The 20,115-nt window shown below is 51.2% G+C and carries 22 protein-coding genes and 1 pseudogene; all 23 read left to right on the top strand.

Annotated features, from left to right (window positions below):
* The gene (locus JRJ22_RS18160) at positions 1-753 is read left to right on the top strand and encodes a demethylmenaquinone methyltransferase (RefSeq protein ID WP_206100846.1); all 753 of its coding nucleotides are present in this window, start codon (positions 1-3) and stop codon (positions 751-753) included.
* On the top strand, positions 746-1,618 hold the full coding sequence (locus tag JRJ22_RS18155) for a UbiA-like polyprenyltransferase (RefSeq protein ID WP_206100845.1): 873 nt from the start codon (positions 746-748) through the stop codon (positions 1,616-1,618). The genes JRJ22_RS18160 and JRJ22_RS18155 overlap by 8 nt, the downstream gene beginning before the upstream one ends.
* Positions 1,618-2,226, top strand: coding sequence for a UbiX family flavin prenyltransferase (locus JRJ22_RS18150; protein ID WP_206100844.1), 609 nt, complete (start codon positions 1,618-1,620; stop codon positions 2,224-2,226). The genes JRJ22_RS18155 and JRJ22_RS18150 overlap by 1 nt, the downstream gene beginning before the upstream one ends.
* Complete coding sequence (locus JRJ22_RS18145) at positions 2,223-3,083, top strand: menaquinone biosynthetic enzyme MqnA/MqnD family protein (RefSeq protein WP_206100843.1); 861 nt, start codon at positions 2,223-2,225, stop codon at positions 3,081-3,083. Before JRJ22_RS18150 ends, JRJ22_RS18145 begins: the two co-directional genes overlap by 4 nt.
* Complete coding sequence (locus tag JRJ22_RS18140; protein ID WP_206100842.1) at positions 3,080-4,048, top strand: polyprenyl synthetase family protein; 969 nt, start codon at positions 3,080-3,082, stop codon at positions 4,046-4,048. Before JRJ22_RS18145 ends, JRJ22_RS18140 begins: the two co-directional genes overlap by 4 nt.
* Positions 4,049-4,189: 141 nt before the next feature.
* Complete coding sequence (gene ndk, locus JRJ22_RS18135; RefSeq protein ID WP_054941360.1) at positions 4,190-4,633, top strand: nucleoside-diphosphate kinase; 444 nt, start codon at positions 4,190-4,192, stop codon at positions 4,631-4,633.
* Positions 4,634-4,658: 25 nt separating this feature from the next.
* A complete protein-coding gene (locus JRJ22_RS18130; protein WP_232380884.1) occupies positions 4,659-5,462 on the top strand; it encodes a CheR family methyltransferase in 804 nt (267 codons plus the stop codon).
* 72 nt (positions 5,463-5,534) lie between these two features.
* A complete protein-coding gene (locus JRJ22_RS18125; RefSeq protein ID WP_206100841.1) occupies positions 5,535-5,696 on the top strand; it encodes a hypothetical protein in 162 nt (53 codons plus the stop codon).
* Between the two features lie 198 nt (positions 5,697-5,894).
* Positions 5,895-7,064: a chorismate synthase gene (gene aroC / locus JRJ22_RS18120; RefSeq protein ID WP_206100840.1), complete on the top strand. Its 1,170-nt coding sequence runs from the start codon at positions 5,895-5,897 to the stop codon at positions 7,062-7,064.
* A 2-nt stretch (positions 7,065-7,066) separates the two neighbouring features.
* Positions 7,067-8,170, top strand: coding sequence for a 3-dehydroquinate synthase (aroB, locus tag JRJ22_RS18115; protein WP_206100839.1), 1,104 nt, complete (start codon positions 7,067-7,069; stop codon positions 8,168-8,170).
* Positions 8,164-8,535 (top strand): chorismate mutase, encoded by a 372-nt coding sequence (gene aroH, locus JRJ22_RS18110; protein WP_206100838.1) that lies wholly within the window; start codon positions 8,164-8,166, stop codon positions 8,533-8,535. Before aroB ends, aroH begins: the two co-directional genes overlap by 7 nt.
* Positions 8,536-8,878: 343 nt before the next feature.
* On the top strand, positions 8,879-10,432 hold the full coding sequence (trpE, locus tag JRJ22_RS18105) for an anthranilate synthase component I (protein WP_206100837.1): 1,554 nt from the start codon (positions 8,879-8,881) through the stop codon (positions 10,430-10,432).
* Positions 10,433-10,561: 129 nt separating this feature from the next.
* Complete coding sequence (gene trpD, locus JRJ22_RS18100) at positions 10,562-11,602, top strand: anthranilate phosphoribosyltransferase (RefSeq protein ID WP_206100836.1); 1,041 nt, start codon at positions 10,562-10,564, stop codon at positions 11,600-11,602.
* Positions 11,592-12,422: an indole-3-glycerol phosphate synthase TrpC gene (trpC, locus tag JRJ22_RS18095; RefSeq protein WP_206100835.1), complete on the top strand. Its 831-nt coding sequence runs from the start codon at positions 11,592-11,594 to the stop codon at positions 12,420-12,422. The genes trpD and trpC overlap by 11 nt, the downstream gene beginning before the upstream one ends.
* Positions 12,415-13,095, top strand: a complete 681-nt coding sequence (locus JRJ22_RS18090) for a phosphoribosylanthranilate isomerase (RefSeq protein ID WP_206100834.1) — start codon at positions 12,415-12,417, stop codon at positions 13,093-13,095. Before trpC ends, JRJ22_RS18090 begins: the two co-directional genes overlap by 8 nt.
* Positions 13,092-14,288, top strand: a complete 1,197-nt coding sequence (gene trpB, locus JRJ22_RS18085) for a tryptophan synthase subunit beta (protein ID WP_206100833.1) — start codon at positions 13,092-13,094, stop codon at positions 14,286-14,288. Before JRJ22_RS18090 ends, trpB begins: the two co-directional genes overlap by 4 nt.
* Entirely contained in the window at positions 14,288-15,109 is an 822-nt protein-coding gene (gene trpA / locus JRJ22_RS18080) for a tryptophan synthase subunit alpha (RefSeq protein WP_206100832.1), read from the top strand. Before trpB ends, trpA begins: the two co-directional genes overlap by 1 nt.
* A 54-nt stretch (positions 15,110-15,163) precedes the next feature.
* The gene (gene hisC / locus JRJ22_RS18075; protein WP_206100831.1) at positions 15,164-16,261 is read left to right on the top strand and encodes a histidinol-phosphate transaminase; all 1,098 of its coding nucleotides are present in this window, start codon (positions 15,164-15,166) and stop codon (positions 16,259-16,261) included.
* Between the two features lie 48 nt (positions 16,262-16,309).
* Positions 16,310-17,404, top strand: coding sequence for a prephenate dehydrogenase (locus JRJ22_RS18070; protein WP_206100830.1), 1,095 nt, complete (start codon positions 16,310-16,312; stop codon positions 17,402-17,404).
* Positions 17,405-18,119: 715 nt separating this feature from the next.
* Positions 18,120-18,707: an RNA polymerase sigma factor gene (locus JRJ22_RS18065; protein ID WP_054941346.1), complete on the top strand. Its 588-nt coding sequence runs from the start codon at positions 18,120-18,122 to the stop codon at positions 18,705-18,707.
* A 5-nt stretch (positions 18,708-18,712) separates the two neighbouring features.
* Positions 18,713-18,808: pseudogene (locus JRJ22_RS29780) on the top strand (hypothetical protein); the annotation flags it as partial.
* Between the two features lie 51 nt (positions 18,809-18,859).
* A complete protein-coding gene (locus JRJ22_RS18060) occupies positions 18,860-19,306 on the top strand; it encodes a hypothetical protein (RefSeq protein WP_232380883.1) in 447 nt (148 codons plus the stop codon).
* Between the two features lie 154 nt (positions 19,307-19,460).
* Positions 19,461-20,048 (top strand): histidine phosphatase family protein, encoded by a 588-nt coding sequence (locus JRJ22_RS18055; RefSeq protein WP_206100828.1) that lies wholly within the window; start codon positions 19,461-19,463, stop codon positions 20,046-20,048.
* Positions 20,049-20,115 lie beyond the last annotated feature (67 nt).

Here is a 20,115-nt window from a genome sequence, read left to right as displayed (position 1 = left end):
ATGACGATAGAGAAAACTTCTGCTTTGGGCGATAAAGGTGTTAAGCCGAAGGAGCAATTTGTACATTCCGTATTTGAGAGCATCGCCGGTAAATATGACCTGATGAATGATATTTTGAGCTTCCGCCGCCATAAAGCCTGGCGTAAATTCACCATGCGCAAGATGGCGATGAAGCGGGGCGATTCTGCTGTAGACCTCTGCTGCGGCACCTGTGACTGGAGTATCGCACTCGCAGAAGCAAGCCAGACCGGTTCCGTGATGGGACTGGATTTCAGTGCAGGAATGCTTGAAGTGGGCCGGCGCAAAGTGGAAGCGCAAGGCCTGCAGGACCGTATCTCCCTCATCCAGGGCAATGCGATGGATCTTCCGTTTGGTGACAACTCCTTTGACTATGCAACAATAGGCTTCGGGCTTCGCAACGTGCCTGATCTCGTTCAAGTGTTGAATGAAATGAAGCGTGTGGTGAAACCGGGAGGAATGGTTGTCTGTCTGGAGCTTTCTAAACCGATGAAGCAGCCGTTCAAGGGCATTTATTATTTTTATTTTGAGCGGATGCTTCCGCTCCTCGGCAAACTGTTTGCCAAAAGATACGAGCAATATAAATGGCTGCCGGAATCACTGGCCCTCTTCCCGGACAGAGAGCAGCTTTCGGTGATTTTTCGTGAAACCGGGCTGCAGAAAGTGGAATCCTTCCCCTTGACCGGAGGCATCGCTGCATTACATATTGGGTTCAAGGAGAATTGTAATGTTTAAAAAAGTCGGCGTTTTTCTGCAAATGATTAAGTTTGAACATACTGTATTTGCTTTACCGTTCGCCTTTATGGGGGCGCTGTTGGGATCCGTTGTAATGTTCGGCCAGTTGCCATCCTGGTCACAGATTGGCTGGATCATTATCGCCATGTTCGGTGCACGAAGCGCGGCTATGGGGCTGAACCGGCTGATAGACCGGATTAGTGATGCGAAGAATCCCCGGACAGCCGGAAGGGCAATTCCCGCAGGGCTTTTGAAGGTTGGAGAAGTATCAGTGTTCATCGCAATTTCGTTCTTTTTATTATTCTGGGCTGCCTTTAAGCTGAATCCCTTATCTGCTCAGCTTCTGCCCATTGCTGTTTTTCTGCTGGTGTTCTATTCCTTCACTAAGCGTTTTACCTGGGCCTGCCATCTGATCCTCGGACTAACCATTGCGCTCGCTCCTCTGGGGGGCTGGGTTGCGGTTACGGGCAATGTAGACTGGACCGCCATGATTTTTTATTTCACAATTGTGTTCTGGACCGCCGGTTTTGATATTATCTATTCCTGCCAGGATGTTGATTTTGATGCAAAAGAAGGCTTGTATTCCATCCCGGTGCGCTTTGGAGTGGCCCGTGCACTGGATATTGCCAAGGTATTTCATATTCTAACGGGTATCGGATTTGTTTCACTGCTCTTTATCACTGATTTAAGCTGGTGGTATGTGGCTGGAATGCTGATTGCCTATATTATCCTGTTTTATGAACATCATATTGTGTCTCCAAGCGATTTAAGCCGTTTGCAGACAGCATTCTTTACGATGAACGGTGTGCTGAGCATCGTTGTGTTTTCCTTTACTCTGATTGACTTGGTGGTGCAGTTTTACTGATGACAGAGCTGAAACCGAAACACTTCATCGTAGGAATCACCGGGGCGAGCGGCGGAATTTACGGCGTCCGTCTGACGGAAACCCTGCTTGCACTGGGGTATACGGTCCATCTTGTGGTCAGCAATGCAGGCTGGCGGGTGTTCAAAGAAGAACTGGGTTTTACCGCCACAGACCGGGAAGGCTTTTTGAACGAACAGTTCAAAGGCTATCCCGGTTCTCTGCTTTATCACCCTATCGCGGATATCGGGGCATCCATTGCCAGCGGCTCCTTCCGTACAGAAGGAATGATTATTATGCCTTGCTCGATGGGGACGCTGTCTGCTGTAGCACATGGAAGCTCGGACAACCTGATGACGCGGGCTGCTGATGTAATGCTGAAGGAAGGCAGGCCCCTGGTGCTTGTACCGCGTGAGACACCGCTTCATGCCATTCATCTGGAAAATATGCTGAAGCTTTCGCGGCTAGGGGTCAAGCTGATACCGGCCATGCCAGCCTTTTATTTTGGCCCGACCAGCATGGATGATTTGGTTAATTTCATGGTTGGGAAAGTGCTGGACAGCTTTAACATTGAGCACCATTTATTCCGCAGATGGGGGGAGAACGAATGAGTAATCCTCAGCATACCATTATCGGTAAAATCAGCTATACCAACTCATGGCCGGTATTTCACAATTTCCATCCCTCTTCGTTAAGGTATCCGGCAGAGATGGTGAGTGAAGTGCCTGCCATTCTTAATCAGGGGATGGCCCGGGGAACGATTCATGTAGGCGCCTTATCTTCATTTGCTTATGCGGCGTTAAGCGACCGGCTGCTGCTGCTGCCGGATTTGTCTGTCAGTGCGGACGGTCCGGTAAAATCCATCATGCTGTTCTCCCGTGTGCCTTTCACGCAGATTGGAAATGGAAAAATTGCGGTGACCAACACCTCAGCGACTTCGGTGAATCTGCTGAAGATTCTGCTGGAGAAGGCGGCCGGGTGTAAGCCGGAATATGTGACGGCGGAACCCGATCTGGATAGGATGATGGAAGTGGCGGATGCCTGCCTGCTGATTGGCGACAATGCGATCAAAGCTACCTGGCAGGATCAGGGCTACATCGTTACGGATCTTGGCGAGGTCTGGAAAGAGTGGACCGGACATAGCATGACCTTCGCAGTCTGGGCGGTTAACCGTGAGGCTGCGAGAGACAAGCCGGAGGCGATCGCCGAAATTGCCGAGGCTTTGGTGGAGAGTAAAGTACGCGGGGTAAATAAGCTTGCTCCGATTATCCGGGAGGCCTGCTCGTCGGTTGGAGGCACACCTGAATATTGGCACGGGTACTTCAGTAATTTATGTTATGACTTTGGGGAAAGGCAGCAGGAAGGTCTGAACCTCTATTTCCGCTATGCCTATGAATTGGGCCTGCTGCCGCAGGAAGTGAAGATGGAGCTTTGGAGCCACAATCTGCTGACACGGGTGAAAGAATGAAGCGAATGCAAATATTCGGATTGCTGAATAAGGATATGGATCAGATTGAAAAAGAGCTGTACCGCAGTGTTCAAGGAGACGACGAGCTGCTGACAGAGACCTCCCTTCACCTGCTGAAGGCAGGCGGCAAACGGCTGCGGCCGGTATTTGTGCTCATGGGCGGCAAATTCGGACAATATGATCTGGAGAAACTGAAGCGTGTCGCAATTCCGCTGGAGCTGATACATAGCGCTTCACTTGTGCACGACGATGTCATTGATGATGCCGAGCTTCGCCGGGGAGAGCTTACCGTCAAGGCCAAATGGGGGGATAAGATCGCCATGTATACCGGTGATTATATCTATGCCAAGGCACTTGTCATCACCTCTGAACTCAAAAATCCGCGGATTCATCAGATCCTGTCGAAAGCAATGGTGGAGATGTCCATAGGAGAAATGGAACAGATCCGCGATTTCTTCAACAGTGAGCAAAGTGTACGCCATTATCTGCGGCGGATCCGCCGCAAAACAGCGCTGCTAATCGCTATCAGCTGCGAGCTTGGTGCACTGGCTGCGGATGCAGAGCCACAAACTGCCCGCCTGCTCTATAATTACGGTTATAATGTCGGGATGGCGTTTCAGATCCGCGATGATTTATTGGATCTCTCAGGAACAGAGAAGCAGATCGGCAAACCGCCGGGCAGTGATATGAGGCAGGGCAATATTACGCTTCCGGTGATTTACAGCCTGGAGGACACGCGCCTGCGTGCGCCGCTGTTGGAGGAATTGGCCTCTATCCGTGCAGAGCAAGCCGGTGTTGGCCGAGCCATTGATCTGATCCTGTCCGGAGACGGAATTACCCGTGCAGAAGCGCTGGCTTCACGCTACATCGACAAAGCGCTGGCGGCACTGGATCAGCTTCCGACTAACAAGACCAAACGGAATCTGCGGGATATTGCTTTTTTTGTGACCGGACGTGCTTACTAAGCCTCCTATTCCCCAAAAATATTAAACGTTCACAGATGGCAGGGTTTCTGATAATATCAGAAAATATAACCATAATATAAAAGCTGGGACTTGTCTCAAACCGGTTATTTATTGGACTAAGCGAAAATGGAGAGTGACTCTATGGAAAAAACGTATCTGATGATCAAGCCCGATGGTGTACAGCGCGGATTGATCGGGCGTATTGTTGCCCGCCTGGAGGATAAGGGATTCAAGCTGATTGCCGCGAAGCTGATTACCGTTACGGAAGAGCAAGCCAAAAAGCATTACGCAGAACATGAAGGCAAAGACTTTTTCCCTGGACTGGTAAGCTTTATCACTTCCGGTCCCGTATTCGCTATGGTATGGGAAGGCGATGATGTAGTCGCGTTGTCCCGTCTGATGATCGGCAAAACAAAAGTTGGCGAAGCATTGCCGGGCACGATCCGCGGTGATTTTGCCAGCCATACTCCGCTTAACCTGATCCATGGATCGGATTCGCCGGAAAGCGCAGAGCGCGAAATAGCTAATTTCTTTGCTCCTGAAGAACTGGCAGACTACAGCAAAGACATCGCAGTCTGGATGTAATTCCAGGCGGGAGGCAGGGATTATAATGGCTGATCATGACGAGAATTCAACAGCACCAGACCCGGATTACACCGGGTTTATTCATAATGTTAAGCAGAGCACCGGTATAGATCTGGCCCAATATAAGGAAGCACAGATGAAGCGCCGTCTGACGACGCTCCGGACGAAGAACGGGTATCATACTTTTACAGAATTTTTTGCTGCAATGATGAAGGATAAATCTTTATTCTATGAATTTCTGGACCGGATGACGATCAACGTATCAGAATTCTGGCGCAACCCGAACCGCTGGGAAGTACTGCGGGATGTTATACTGCCGGAACTGCAGCGCTCAGGCCGCAGGATGAAATTGTGGAGCGCTGCCTGTTCAACAGGGGAAGAGCCATATACGCTGGCCATGATCCTGGCTGATAAAAACATCCTGTCACAGACCGGCATTCTGGCTACCGATATTGATGACGGGGCACTGGCGAAGGCGAAGCAGGGACTCTATCTGGAACGCTCCTTGAAAGATGTGCCAAAGGATGTGGCAAACCGTTACTTTACACCGGAGGGCCCAGTTTTCAAGGTTAGTGAATCGCTGAAGAAGAATATTGATTTCCGTAAGCAAAATCTGCTGCTCGACAAATTCGATGAAGGGTTTGACCTGATCATCTGCCGCAATGTAATGATCTATTTCACAGAGGAAGCGAAGAACAAGCTCTATCATAAGTTCTCGGCCAGCCTGCGTCCGGGCGGTTATCTGTTTGTAGGCAGCACGGAACAGATCTTCACTCCTGCACAATACGGATTTGAGTCGACGGAAACATTCTTCTACCGGAAGAAGTAGGTATACTTTCGCAATCTTTCAGTGATACTGAATAGCAGGTACTTTACGCCATGCGAAAGGTCGTTAATCCAGATGGACAAAAGTAAGGTCATTGCCGCCTACAGACGCGGGTTTCTGACCGTCCGTGAATGCGGGCAAATTCTTGGTGTCGAAGAGCTGCAGCTGCAAAGCCTGCTTAAGCTTGAGGAGAGCAAGCAGACTGTTGCTCCTGCACAGCGAAAGATCGGAAGCTGATTCAGGGCTCTGAACCGGGACGTTTAGCAGCGCCGCCTTTGCTCGAAAGAGTAAGGCGGCGCTGTTCTTATATGGACGCAAATCTGACTTTTACTGATGATCCCTTTCTTGTCAAAGCGGGAAGGCTATACTATAATGAGGCAAGAGTTTTAATATTTTAGCGGTTTACAGTTTAAAAGTGTGAAAGGGGAACGCAGCATGAGTTTACGCTATTTAACAGCGGGGGAAACGCACGGCCCCCAGCTTACAGCAATTATTGAGGGACTGCCCAGCAATTTGACACTTAACTTCGAAGAGCTTAATTTTCAGCTGCTGCGGCGGCAGAAGGGCTACGGCCGCGGACGCCGGATGCAGATCGAGAAGGATACCGCACAGATCGTCGGTGGTGTGCGCCATGGCTATACCACAGGTGCTCCGGTAGCTTTGGTAGTAGAGAACAAAGACTGGACACACTGGAAGAATATTATGAATATTGAGCCGATTCCCGGCAGTGATGAAGAGAAGCGGCGGGTCAACCGGCCGCGTCCCGGACATGCCGACTTAAACGGCGGATTGAAATATAACCATACCGATCTGCGGAATGTACTGGAGCGCTCCAGCGCACGTGAAACGGCCGCAAGAGTGGCGGTAGGCGCTGTTGCCCGCCAGCTGCTGGCAGAGTTCGGTGTTAAGATTGCCGGACAGGTGATCCGGATCGGTGAGATCGAAGCGCCTGCGAATAATCTGCCTATCGACGAATTAATTGCCCGGACAGAAGAATCCTCTGTGAGAGTCGTGGACAAAGAGACGGAACAGAAGATGGAGGCATACATAGACAAGATCAAGGAGGAAGGCGACTCCATCGGCGGAATTGTGGAATGCATCGTTGAAGGCTTGCCTGTCGGACTCGGAAGCTATGTACAATATGACCGTAAGCTTGATGCAGCTATTGCCGGAGCCGTCATGTCGATCAATGCCTTCAAAGGTGTGGAGATCGGGATCGGCTTCGAAGCCGGTATCCTGCGCGGTTCACAGGTCCATGATGAGATTATGTATGAAGCCTCCCGGGGATATTACCGGGCAAGCAACCGGCTCGGCGGCTTTGAAGGCGGCATGACTAACGGAATGCCGGTCGTAGTCCGCGGTGTCATGAAGCCGATTCCTACCCTGTACAAACCGCTGCAAAGTGTGGATATCGACACCAAGGAGCCATTCACCGCACAGGTGGAACGCTCGGATGCCTGCGCTGTTCCGGCAGCTTGTGTAGTGCTGGAGAACGTGGTTGCCTGGGAGATTGCCAAAGCATTCCTGGAGAAGTTCGGCGGCGATTCGCTTGAGGAGATTAGAACGAACTACAATAATTACCTGGCGCAGCTGGAGAGCTACTGATTATGCGCAGTATTACTGTAGATTTAGGCGAGCGCTCTTATCCCATTCATATCGGCAGCGGATTGCTGCGCAAGATCGGGGAACGTTGCCGGGAAGCCGGCATTCCGCTCCGCAGCCCGCTGCTGGTCGTCAGCGACAGCGAAGTAGCCCCGCGCTATCTGGCTGAGGTCGAAGCTTCGCTGCACGAACAAGGCTATTCGGTCGTAAGTCACGTTATTCCAGCCGGAGAAGCCTCTAAGTCACTTACCGTCTACGAGGAAGTGATTACAACTGCGATTCAGGCTGGTCTGGACCGCAGCTCGGCGGTGCTGGCGCTTGGGGGGGGTGTCGTAGGAGATCTGGCGGGTTTTGTGGCTGCATCCTACATGAGGGGGATCGGATTCATTCAGATCCCAACTACGATTCTGGCACACGATAGCAGTGTAGGCGGCAAAGTGGCCGTTAATCACCCGCTGGCGAAGAATATGGTCGGGGCTTTTTACCAGCCCATGATGGTGCTGTATGATCTGGATACCTTGAGCACGCTGCCACCGCGCCAAGTCTCATCCGGCCTGGCTGAAGTGGTGAAGCATGGTCTGATTCTGGACCGTGAATTTGCCTACTGGTGCCGTGAGCATGCAGAAGACCTGCTTGCTCTGGATGCAGAGGCGCTGGGCTATGCCCTGGAGCGCGGATGCGCCATTAAGGCCGTAGTCGTCGGCAATGATGAACGCGAGCAAGGCCAGCGGGCGATTCTGAACCTGGGACATACGATCGGACATGCCATCGAAGCGGTAGGCGGTTACGGTAAATTCCTGCACGGTGAGGCGATTGCCATCGGGATGGCTGGTTCGGCACTCTTGGCAGCCAAGCTGGGCCGCGATCAGGCGATTTATGAGGACACTGTTTCTATGCTGTCGGCGTTATCGCTGCCGGTGAGGCTGCCTGCAGAGTACAACGAAGATGAGCTGATGGATGCGATGATGCATGACAAGAAATTCAAGGAAGGCAAGATGACCTTTATCGTGCCGGATTCTATTGGTGCTGTCAGCATTGTAAATGATGTGCAGCAGAGTGATGTGCGTGAGGTTATCGCACAGCTTAAGAAGGAGGGAAGCCCATGGTGAACCGGGGGATACGCGGTGCAACAACCGTAACCAAAAACGAGGAAAATGAGATTTTACGTGAAACCGTTGTGCTCCTTCGGGAAATTGTCGAGCGCAATGATGTTATTGCCGAAGATATCTGCAGTGTATGGATTACTGTGACTGGTGATCTGGATGCTACTTTTCCGGCACGGGCCATCCGTGAAATTGAGGGTTGGGATTTAGTGCCACTAATGTGCTCCGTCGAGATTCCTGTCAAAGGCGGTCTGCCGATGTGCATCCGGCTGATGGTACAGGTCAACACGGATAAGTCGCAGCGGGATATCCGCCATGTCTATCTGAATGAGGCGCAGAAGCTTCGCCCGGATCTCTCACAGAGCAAGTAATTTATTCTCGTTTGCGGGTTGTCAATGAACACCGTCATCATGTATAGTGTAATTAGCCGAGTAAAGCCTAGTTGAGTTTAGCCTAGTTGAGTATAGCTGAGACGAGTGCAGGATGTTAAATCTGAGGCATTCCATTGAATTGCATATGTCTTTTTGGATAGTATTTACGATTGGTTTATTTACGCTACCCGTATATCCTTAATCAGACATTTCATGCATAGTTTGGAATAATGCCCGGTCCTGAGCGCTTTTTCATATACTTACCTACAACAACCTCTACTTCGGTAGAGGTTTTTCTGTATTTCGGATAATATATTCATACATTTCAAGGAGGTATCCCTAAATGACCAATCCTAGTGTTGAAGAAGTGGTATCACTGTCGCGGGAATATAACCTGATTCCGGTAGTGAAAAGGCTGCTTGCTGATATGGAGACACCGATCCGCCTGTTTCAGCGGTTTGCCGGTGAGTCCCACGCATTTTTGCTGGAAAGTGTAGAAGGCGGCATTCAATGGGCCCGGTATTCTTTTATCGGCAGTGATCCGTTTCTGATGATATCCGGGAAAAAGAATGTCATCCACGTGAAGGTCGGCGGGGAGCAGAAGCGGCTGACAGGCAAACCGATCGAGGAACTAAAAGCACTGCTCCGCTCCTACCGCAGTCCAAAGTTGGACGGGATGCCTCCGTTTACCGGCGGTGCGATCGGATTCTTCGGATATGATCTGCTGCAATATTATGAGAAGCTCTCGCCGCATGCGGTAGATGATCTGGGTACGGATGATATACGCTTCATGTTCTGCGACCGGATCATTGTCTTCGACCATGTGAAACAGCAGATCCTGCTCGTAGGCAACCTGCACATCAAAGAAGGGGATACGGACTCCGACATCCGTGCAGCCTATGAGGCTCTAAACCGCAAGCTGGAGGACTTCGCCGAGGAGCTGCAGAAGGAAGGACCAAAGGAAAATGTTAACCGCCGCAGCATTCCCCAGGATATCGAGCTGGGCGAGATTCATTCCAACCTTACTAAAGAACAATACATTTCTAATGTTGAGCAGGCCAAGGAATATATCCGGGCCGGAGATATTTTTCAAGTGGTGCTGTCGCAGCGCCTGCATATTGAGACGGAAGTATCCCCGCTTCATGTATACCGGATGCTGCGTACACTGAATCCTTCGCCGTATATGTATTATCTCAAAATGGATGAAGAGATCATCGTCGGCACCTCTCCGGAGGCGCTGGTGAAGGTGGACGGCAGCCGTGTGGCCACCCGCCCGATCGCCGGAACCAGGCCGCGGGGGGCGAATGAGGCAGAAGACCGGGCCCTCGCGGCTGAACTTCTGGAGGATGAAAAAGAGCGGGCAGAGCATCTGATGCTGGTTGACCTCGGTCGCAACGATCTGGGAAGGGTTTCCAAATTCGGCTCGGTGAAATGCGACTCCTTTATGGAAATTGAAAAGTACTCCCATGTCATGCACATGGTTTCAAATGTGTCAGGGACCTTGGACGACAATAAAGATTTCTTCGATGCCTTCCTGTCATGTCTGCCGGCCGGTACCGTCTCAGGCGCACCGAAGCTGCGGGCGATGGAGATCATTTCCGAGCTGGAGCGTGAAGCCAGAGGCGCCTACGCAGGAGCTATCGGCTATCTAGGGTTCTCCGGGAATATGGATTCCTGTATCACCATCCGCACCATCATTTTCCGTAAAGGCCGGGCCTATGTGCAGGCTGGAGCAGGGATTGTGTGGGATTCGGTACCGGAGAAGGAATATGAAGAGACCCTTAACAAAGCGAAGGCAATGCTCAAAGCCATCCGGATGGCGGAAGCCATGTTCCCGGTAGAGATCAAAGAAAAGCAGGTAATCAATCAGGATTACATGTACGAATATACGCCTTAATCAGAGACAGGACAGAAGAGCTGAGCAGAGAATGCTCCATAAAACTTTTAGCGTATGCTTTTGAAACCAGATTTGCCGTAGCGGTTTCAAGTAGTAGATGCTCACAAAACTTTTAGGAGGAAAAAGACTATGGATGCAAGTCAAATGATACAATCAGGAATTGCCGGGCTGATCGAGGGCAAAGATCTTAGCCGGACCCAGGCCCGTGAGATTATGGGGACCATTATGGAAGGAGTGGCCACCCCAGCGCAAATCGGTGCGCTGCTGACGGCGCTGCGGATTAAAGGGGAGACTGTGGAAGAAATCACCGGCTTCGCGGAAGCGATGCGCGGATTCGGGACACCGGTGCTCACAGAGCGTACCCGTCTGCTGGATACTTGCGGTACCGGAGGCTCCGGCATTCATAAATTCAATATTTCGACCGCTTCGGCAATTATTTCTTCAGCGGCTTCCGTACGCGTAGCTAAGCACGGCAACCGTTCCGCCTCCGGCAGAGCCGGCAGTGCGGATGTGCTGGAAGCCCTGGGTGTCAACATTCATTTGAACGCAGAGCAGGCCCGGCAATGCCTGGATCATATCGGTATCTGCTTCCTCTTTGCCCAGATCTATCATCCGTCCATGAAATATGCCGCCGCACCGCGCCGCGAGTTGGGCTTCCGGACAGTGTTCAACATGCTGGGGCCGCTAACCAACCCGGCAGGAGCCGATCGGCAGCTTATGGGCATCTACGACCGTGATAAGACTGAGATTGTGGCCAATGTGCTGAAGGAGCTGGGCTCCAAGCGGGCGATGATTGTCAGTAGTCTGGACGGTCTAGACGAAATCAGCATATCGGCACCTACCCAGGTATCCGAACTGAAAGACGGTATTGTCACCACTTATGAAATTACCCCTGAGGCCATGGGCCTGCAGCGGCATCCGCTGGAGGATGTGCTGGGCGGAGATGCAGCTGAGAACGCTGCAATCATCACTGCAGTCCTGGAGGGAGCCTTAACCCCATACCGTGATATCGTACTGGCTAATGCCGGTGCCTGCATCTATGTTGCCGGTTTGGCGGACAGCTTGAGTGCAGGTGTCCAGGAGGCGCGCCGTATGATCGATTCCGGCAGTGCGCTGTTGAAGCTGGAACAGCTAAAAGCCATGACGAAGGAGCTTGATTATGTATCTTGATAAAATAGTCGCTACCAAAATCAAAGAAGTCGAAGCTTTAAGCAAAATCTTTTCCTTGAAGGACGCAGAAGAGACAATCTCCGGGCTTACGGCTACAAAGGGTTTCCGGGAGGCGCTTGTAAGCAGGAGGAACCGGGAGATCGGCCTTATCGCAGAGGTGAAGAAGGCTTCACCTTCTAAAGGATTGATCCGTGCGGACTTTGATCCGGTATCCATCGCACAGGGATATGAAGCAGGTGGAGCCGACTGCTTGTCGGTGCTAACGGATACAGACTATTTTCAAGGCAGCGGTTTGTATTTGCAGCAGGTTAGGGCAGCGGTAAACCTTCCTTTACTGCGCAAGGATTTTATTATCGATGAGCGTCAGATTTATGAGGCCCGTATATTGGGGGCGGATGCTGTCCTGCTGATCGCGGCTATACTAACTGCCGGGCAGTTAGCTGCTTTTACAGATTTATCTGCTTCACTTGGCCTAGATGTACTGATCGAGGTCCATGACCGCAGCGAACTTGAGCTTGTAGCCGGCACAGGGAAAATAGAGCAGCCCCACGTGCTGCTAGGTATTAATAACCGCAATCTGCGCACGTTTGAGACGAAACTGGAAACGACAGCAGAGCTGGCGGCTCTGGTGCCGTGTGGAGTTCCTGTCATCAGCGAGAGCGGGATTGCCGGACCGGATGACATTAAGTATTTACGCCAGACCAGTACCACAGGTGTGCTGGTGGGAGAATATCTGATGAGGCAGCAGAACGTCGAAGACGCGGTGTATGAACTGCTCGGACCGGTATCCGCCGGAAAGGATCGTGCCGTTCATGGCTGATACATTGGTAAAAATCTGTGGACTTCAGGACGTTGAAGTGCTAAAATCTATGAAGCGATTGCCGCTTGATTATATCGGATTTGTGTTTGCACCCAGCCGCCGCAGAGTAACACCTGTACAGGCAGCGGAGCTTGTTGCCGAGCTGTCGGCATGGGAGGCAGGAAAAGCCCCTGGAGCAGCAGGGGTATTCGTCAACCCCGGACTTGAGGAGCTGCGAGAGCTGCTTGCAACCGTACCTCTGGATGTGATCCAGCTGCATGGATCGGAGAGCGCGGCGTTCTGCCGGGAGGTCAAGCAGGCTTTTCCGCAGGTTAAGGTCTGGAAGGCCATTTCCGTGGCGGGCACAAGTCAGGCTGGCGATTCCGATGGTAATGACAATGTGGTAAGCTATGCCGGCTCTGTTGATGCCCTGCTGCTCGACACATATGATCCGCAGGGAAGCGGCGGCTCGGGGCGCACCTTTGACTGGGGGCAGATCCCGGTCTTCCAGGCTGCTGCGGAAGCGCATGGACTGCCTTTATTTGTTGCAGGCGGGCTTCATCCCGACAATGTTACTGAACTGCTGGAGGTCTACAGTCCTGATGGCGTAGATGTCTCCAGCGGTGTGGAAAGCGGCGGGATCAAGGATCTCGACAAAATGACTTCTTTCGTGGAAAGGGTGAAGCAATCATGATACAAGTACCGGACAAGTACGGACGTTTTGGTTCTTTTGGAGGCCGCTTCGTTCCTGAAACCTTAATGAATGCACTGATTGAGCTGGAGGAAGCCTACGCAAAATATTCGGCAGAGCCGGCATTTCAGGAAGAAATAGATTATTTGCTGAAACAGTATTCCGGACGTGAAACCCCGCTGTATTATGCCGAGCGGCTCAGCAAGCAGCTTGGAGAAGCCAAGATCTACCTGAAGCGTGAAGACCTTAATCATACCGGAGCGCACAAGATCAACAACGCGATTGGTCAAGGGATCTTAGCTAAAAGAATGGGCAAAACCAAGGTTATCGCCGAGACAGGCGCCGGCCAGCACGGGGTGGCTACAGCAACGGTGGCAGCACTGCTGGGTATGGAATGCAAAGTGTTCATGGGTGAAGAGGATACACGCCGCCAGGCGCTGAACGTCTTCCGCATGAAGCTGCTTGGCGCCGAAGTGATTCCGGTGACTTCCGGTTCACGGACCCTTAAGGATGCAGGTAACGAAGCACTCCGCTACTGGGTCAGCAATGTGGAAGATACCTTTTATATCTTGGGTTCAGCAGTCGGTCCTCACCCGTACCCGATGATGGTCCGCAATTTCCAGCGGATTATCGGTGATGAGACCCGCCGCCAGATCCTGGAGGCCGAAGGCCGTCTGCCGGATCTTCTGGTGGCTGCAGTCGGCGGCGGCAGCAATGCCATCGGTATGTTCTATCCTTTCATGGAGGATGAGCAGGTCGGCATGATCGGCGTAGAGGCAGCCGGGAAGGGCATTGATACCCCGTTCCATGCTGCAACAATGAGCAAGGGCAGCCAGGGTGTATTCCAAGGGTCTTTGAGCTATCTGCTGCAGGATGAATACGGTCAGGTTACAGAGGCTCACTCCATTTCCGCAGGCCTCGATTATCCGGGAGTCGGACCGGAGCATTCCTATCTCAAAGATATTGAACGTGCCAAGTATGTCCCGGTTACCGATGCAGAAGCTCTTGATGCGCTTAAGCTGCTGTGCGTCACTGAGGGAATCATTCCGGCACTGGAATCGGCCCACGCCATAGCTCATGTAGCGAAGATTGCTCCAAGTCTTACTAAGGATGACGTTGTGGTCATTTGCCTATCGGGACGCGGAGACAAAGATGTGGAATCGATCATGGCTTATACGGAAGGGGCGGATAAGTAATGACAACAGAAACAACCAACCGGATGGATGTGACCTTCCGCAAGCTCAAAGCCGAAGGAAAGGCTGCGCTGATTCCCTTTCTTACGGTAGGGGACCCCGATCTGGACACGACGCTCGATATTATTGCCGAATTGGAAGCGGCTGGTGCAGATATTCTGGAGCTGGGGGTTCCTTATTCCGATCCGCTGGCTGACGGACCTGTTATCCAGCGGGCATCGTCCAGAGCGCTGCGCGGCAATATTCATCTGCGCACCTGTATGGAGACTGCACTCAAAGCCCGCCAGGCGGGCAGTAAGCTGCCGTTTATTCTGTTCACTTATTATAATCCGGTAATGCAAATGGGACTGGATACGTTTTTCGCCGAGCTGGATACTCATGAGATCAGCGGACTGATTATCCCCGATCTGCCGGTGGAAGAGTCGGAGGAGATGCGTAAGCGCAGCCGCGAAGCTGGAGTGAACCTCATTCCGCTGGTTGCACCGACCTCCAGTGAGCGGATTGAGCGGATTGTTTCGGGAGCCAGCGGCTTTGTTTATTGCGTTTCCTCACTGGGTGTGACGGGGGAAAGATCTTCTTTTCATACCGGTGTCGATGATTTCATTGCTTCCGTACGCCGGGCGACAAACCTTCCGGTAGCTGTTGGCTTCGGGATTTCCACCAGTGAGCAGGTCGCGCGTTTTGCTCAGATTTGTGACGGTGTTGTCGTGGGCAGCGCCATAGTCCGCAAGGTGGAGGATGTTATTCCGCTGCTGGATAATCCAGCCACACGAAGTGAAGGGTTGTTGCAAATTCGTGAATTTGTGGCACAATTAAAGCCATAATGGTCTGACAGACCTTAAAAAGCTGTAATTATCACTGGAGAGCGAGGACCACAGATGAATCCGAAACCGAATATTGTTAACCTCCCTGTCTATAAGCCGGGAAAACCAATTGAAGAGGTAAAAAAAGAGCTTGGCTTAGACGAGGTTATTAAGCTGGCTTCTAACGAGAATCCTTATGGAGCGTCGCCGAGTGCAAAAGCTGCAATCATCGCAGATCTGGACAATCTGTTTCTGTACCCTGACGGATCAGCTGCTGATTTAACGGCTGCGTTGGCCAGTCATCTTGGTGTGCAGAGTGACAATATCATTTTCGGCTGCGGCTCAGATGAGATTATCGCCCTGATTGCCCGGGCCTTTTTCCTGCCGGGGGATGAGACGATTATGGCTGATCAGACCTTTTCCGTATATAAAAGCAATGCGGATATCGAAAGCGCAGTTACCATTGAGGTGCCGCTTGTAGACGGAACGCATGATCTTGACGGTATGCTGGCCCGGGTTACCGAACGGACCAAGGTCATCTGGATTTGCAATCCCAATAACCCGACCGGAACGATTGTGCCGGAAGAGGCGCTTGTGAAGTTCCTGAATGCGGTGCCTGCCGGTGTATTGGTTGTGCTGGATGAAGCTTATTTTGAATATGTGACTGACCCGTCTTATTCGGATGGAATCAAGCTACTGGACCAATACCCGAATCTGGTTGTGCTGCGGACCTTCTCCAAAATTTATGGTCTGGCTGCACTTCGGATCGGTTATGGGGTAGCGAGCCCGCAAATTATTAATCTAATCAACAAGGTACGGGAACCGTTTAATACCTCCCGACTGGCCCAGGCTGGTGCACTGGCTGCTCTGGCCGATCAGGCTTATGTGGAAGAGTGCCGCCGACTCAACAGTGAAGGCATCGTACAGCTCGAGGGAGAATTCAAGCGTCTGGGTCTCAAATCCTTCCCTGCGCACGGTAATTTCATCATGGTGGATGTGCGTAAGCCGGCTACTGAAGTCTTTGATGCCTTGCTGCGCCTCGGGATTATTGTGAGAGCCGGACACCGGTTATACCCGACCTGCATCCGCGTTACTGTAGGCTCGGCCGAGCAGAATAAGTCATTTATTACCGCTCTGGAACAGACGCTCAAGGAGCAGGAAGTAAGGGCGTAAGAGGGAAACGCTCAAGACGATACCATAGAAGGCAGGTAGTACAAAGATATGACGACAAAAATAGCAATCTTCGGTGTCGGTCTGATCGGAGGCTCACTGGCCCTTTGTTTCAAAGGCAAGCCGGGCCTGACCGTCATCGGCCATGCCCACCGCCCTGAATCCGCGATTAAATATGTCAGCAGAGGCGTAGTCGATCAGGCTACCCTTTCTGTTGAGGAAGCAGCGCTGGACGCCGATTACATCTTTCTGTGTGTGCCTGTGGGCATGCTTGAGAATTATCTGCAGCAATTAAGCAAGCTTCCGCTTAAGCCGGGCTGCATCATCACAGATGTCGGCAGCACCAAAGCCAGTATCGCAGCCTGTGCGGTTTCGCTGGATATTCCCGGTGTTCATTTCATAGGCGGACATCCAATGGCAGGTTCGGAACGCTCAGGGGTGGAAGCTGCCTCGTCGCTGCTGTTCGAGAATGCCTATTATGTGCTTACCCCTCCGCCAGGAGTGCCGGAGGAGGCTTATGAGGCACTTCAAACCTTGCTCCTACATACGAAAGCACAGATTGTCAGACTTGATCCGGAGCGCCATGATGAGATTGTCGGGGCGATCAGCCATTTGCCGCATATTATTGCAGTTGCGCTAGTGAATCAGATTCACGCGTATGATTCTGAGGATTCGCTGTACAGCACCCTAGCTGCCGGCGGTTTCCGTGACATTACCCGGATTGCGTCCAGCGATCCGATCATCTGGCGCGATATTTTACTGAATAACCGCTCGGTGATGCTGCGTCTGCTGAAGGACTGGAATGAAGAGGTATCATCATTTATTCAATTGCTTGAGGATTCGGACGGAGACGGAATAGAGGAGGCCTTCCATGAAGCGAACGGTTTCCGCAGCCAATTGCCGGAACGGCGTAAAGGGATGATTACTCCGCTCTTCGATCTTCATATTGACGTTCCCGATCATCCGGGGATCATTGGCCGTATCGCAACCGAGCTGGGGGATCAGGGCATCAACCTCAGTAACGTGCAGATCATTGAGAGCCGTGAGGATGTGCCAGGCATTATGCGGCTGTCTTTCCGCCAGGAGAACGATATGGAGCGGGCCAAAATTCTGCTGCAGCATAACGATTATACAGTATACGTATAGGAGCCGGCACAACCGGGCCCGCAAGCATCATGTAATAGACAGATATACAAAATTTGTGCGTACAGCGTGTGCCGATCTTTTTCGGTGCGCGCTGTTTTTGTTATTGCGTAGTGCCAAATATTTTATTCACAATAATTAAAACAGAGTGAGTTAAAACCAAAAAAAAGAACCGCTTACAAAGTAAGCGGCTACAATTCACAATTGATATTGGAATCGTACAGTGTTTGGATAGGAGTGGAGAGAAACCATACTGTACTTTTATTATATGTATCCGTTTACATTTTGTCAACCGTTTCTATAAACTTATTTTTCCAAGCTGCTTATTGAAGCTGGCTATGCTATTCAGCAGATACCGGGTGCGATTCTCCAGCTTTCGACGCCATATAGATAATTAGGCTAACCTGATGTTGGCTTAAGTCTATTAATGTCATCCTGTTAGAATGTATGATATACTAGGTTAAGTATGTTTATAGATTTCTTCCTGGTATTTCCAGCATGGGATTACCGGAGCTTTGGAATCTGTGAAGATGCATTTTCTGCCTGTATTTACGTGCAGCATATCTTTTTTCAAAGGACTCGGAATATACATAGGAAGTATTGCCTTATTTATTGCAAATGTAGAGGATTCAACGCAACTTTTTCAAACCTGCCCGGTATAATTAGGTACGGACCGGACGGGATTAATCGTGCTAGGGCGAGGAGGGCCGAACTCACCATGACGGATTCCCAGTTGATCCAGCTAATCAAGCAAGGAAACACAGAACTATATTCGGAACTGATGCGAAGATACCAACGTAAAATACTGGCTTTTGTCTATCATATGCTTAAGAACTCCCATATGGAGCTGATTGCCGAAGATCTCTGTTCGGAGACGTTTTACAAAGCATTCCGGAGCCTGCATTCCTTTCGCGAGGTAGATGCTTCATTCTCGACATGGCTGTACACGATCGCCCGCAACACAGTGCTCAGTGAGCTCCGCAAGAACCGTGCAGGCAATGTCTCTCTCGAAGAGAGCGGGTACACACCGGTAGCACCGGCTGAAGTGGCTCCTGAACAGGCTGCACTACGTAAGGAGCGGATGAACCTGGTCCGCGAAGCCATCAATAATCTTCCGGAGAAACAGCGTTCGGCGCTGATTCTGCGTGAATACGATCAAATGGATTATCAGGAAATTGCCATCATTTTGGATCAGAGTGTCAGCTCCGTGAAATCACTGTTGTTCCGTGCAAGGAGCAGTGTGAAGCTCCAACTCGAATCCTATTTTTATGAGCCTGAAGCAGAAGAGCAGGCTGAGAGGGTGTAAGGCCAATGAACTGTAGGGAAGCGCAAGATTCCATTCCGCTTTTGTGGGACGCTCCCCCCACTGACCCTAAGCGGATTGAGCTGGAGAGGCATATCGCAGGTTGTTCTTACTGTACTGCTGAATGGGCTTTATGGCAGGAGAGCAGCGAGCTTATGCAAGATACAAGGGTGGAGATCAGCGCGGAACGCGCTGAAGCCATTAATCTCAAGGTTATGGAGCGTATTTATCTGGAAAGCCCTTGGCTGATGCCGGGGGACGGGAAATCTGCAGGCAGTACTGCCGTTTTCCGCAAACGCTTGAGCCTTTGGATTGCCTGCTTTCTGGCAGTGTTTTTATCAAGTTTCCTGTACTTTACAATGTTCAAAACGCCGGATAACACGAGTTCGGCACAGAGCGGCATTATTGAAACTGGGGTAGCCGGTCTTACACTGGAGTGGTCATCTTCTTATCCGGTGTCAGAATCCCAGGGAGGCATTATCGAGCCGCTTGTGGTGAGCATGGGGCCGACACATCCGCAGTATTGGATGGTGCTGTCCATGCTGGGCGTGGCGTTGTCTATCTTCCTGCTAACCCGGCTCAACCGTTACCGCCGACAATGATGAAGTCCCTTTACTCAGGTAAAGCGGACTTTTTTGTTGCAGTTAAGCCTTTATTTTTATTCCGAAGGCAGCATTATAGTTCAAAAAGAAGACATTTGTTTTCATTCATGATACATTATTAAGCAAACATATTGGATGGAAAGGGTGATATGCGATGCTGATCGGCTTAATACGCCATGGACTGACAGATTGGAACGCGGAAGGGAAAATACAGGGACAAAGTGACATTCCGCTTAACGACGAGGGGCGCAAGCAGGCTGAGATGCTGGGTGAGCGGCTATTGCATGAACCCTACCATTGGGACTACTGTATCACAAGCGGTTTGTCCCGTGCAGAAGAGACAGGGAAGATCATTGCCGCCAAGCTCGGTATCCCGTTACTCGAGCCTGATCAGCGTATACGGGAACGCGCTTATGGACAGGTTGAGGGAATGACCGCCCTGGAGCGCGAAGCGAAATGGGGCAAGGAATGGAATCTGCTGGAGCTTGGGCAGGAAAAAGACGAGCAGCTGCAGCTGCGCGGACTTGCCTTTATGGAGGATCTCTCCACCCGTTACCAAGGCAGCAATGTGCTGGTCATCTCCCATGGAGGTTTCCTGGCCCAGCTGTACACTGCGCTCTATAAAGACAAGTACACGGAGCGTCTCGGCAATTTGTCCTTGACCATTATCGAAAAGAACGAGCAGGAGTGGAAGCCGCTTCTGTATAATTGCACCCGTCATATTTTGCAAAATCAGCGGTGACCCGAATCTTCGGGTTATTTTTTTTTGAGAAATAAGGAATAAAAAGGGCTGTATTTCCCATAATGGT

The organism is Paenibacillus tianjinensis (assembly GCF_017086365.1).
Classification (GTDB): Bacteria; Bacillota; Bacilli; order Paenibacillales; family Paenibacillaceae; genus Paenibacillus_AQ; species Paenibacillus_AQ tianjinensis.
This window is presented reverse-complemented; position numbering and strand designations above follow the sequence as displayed.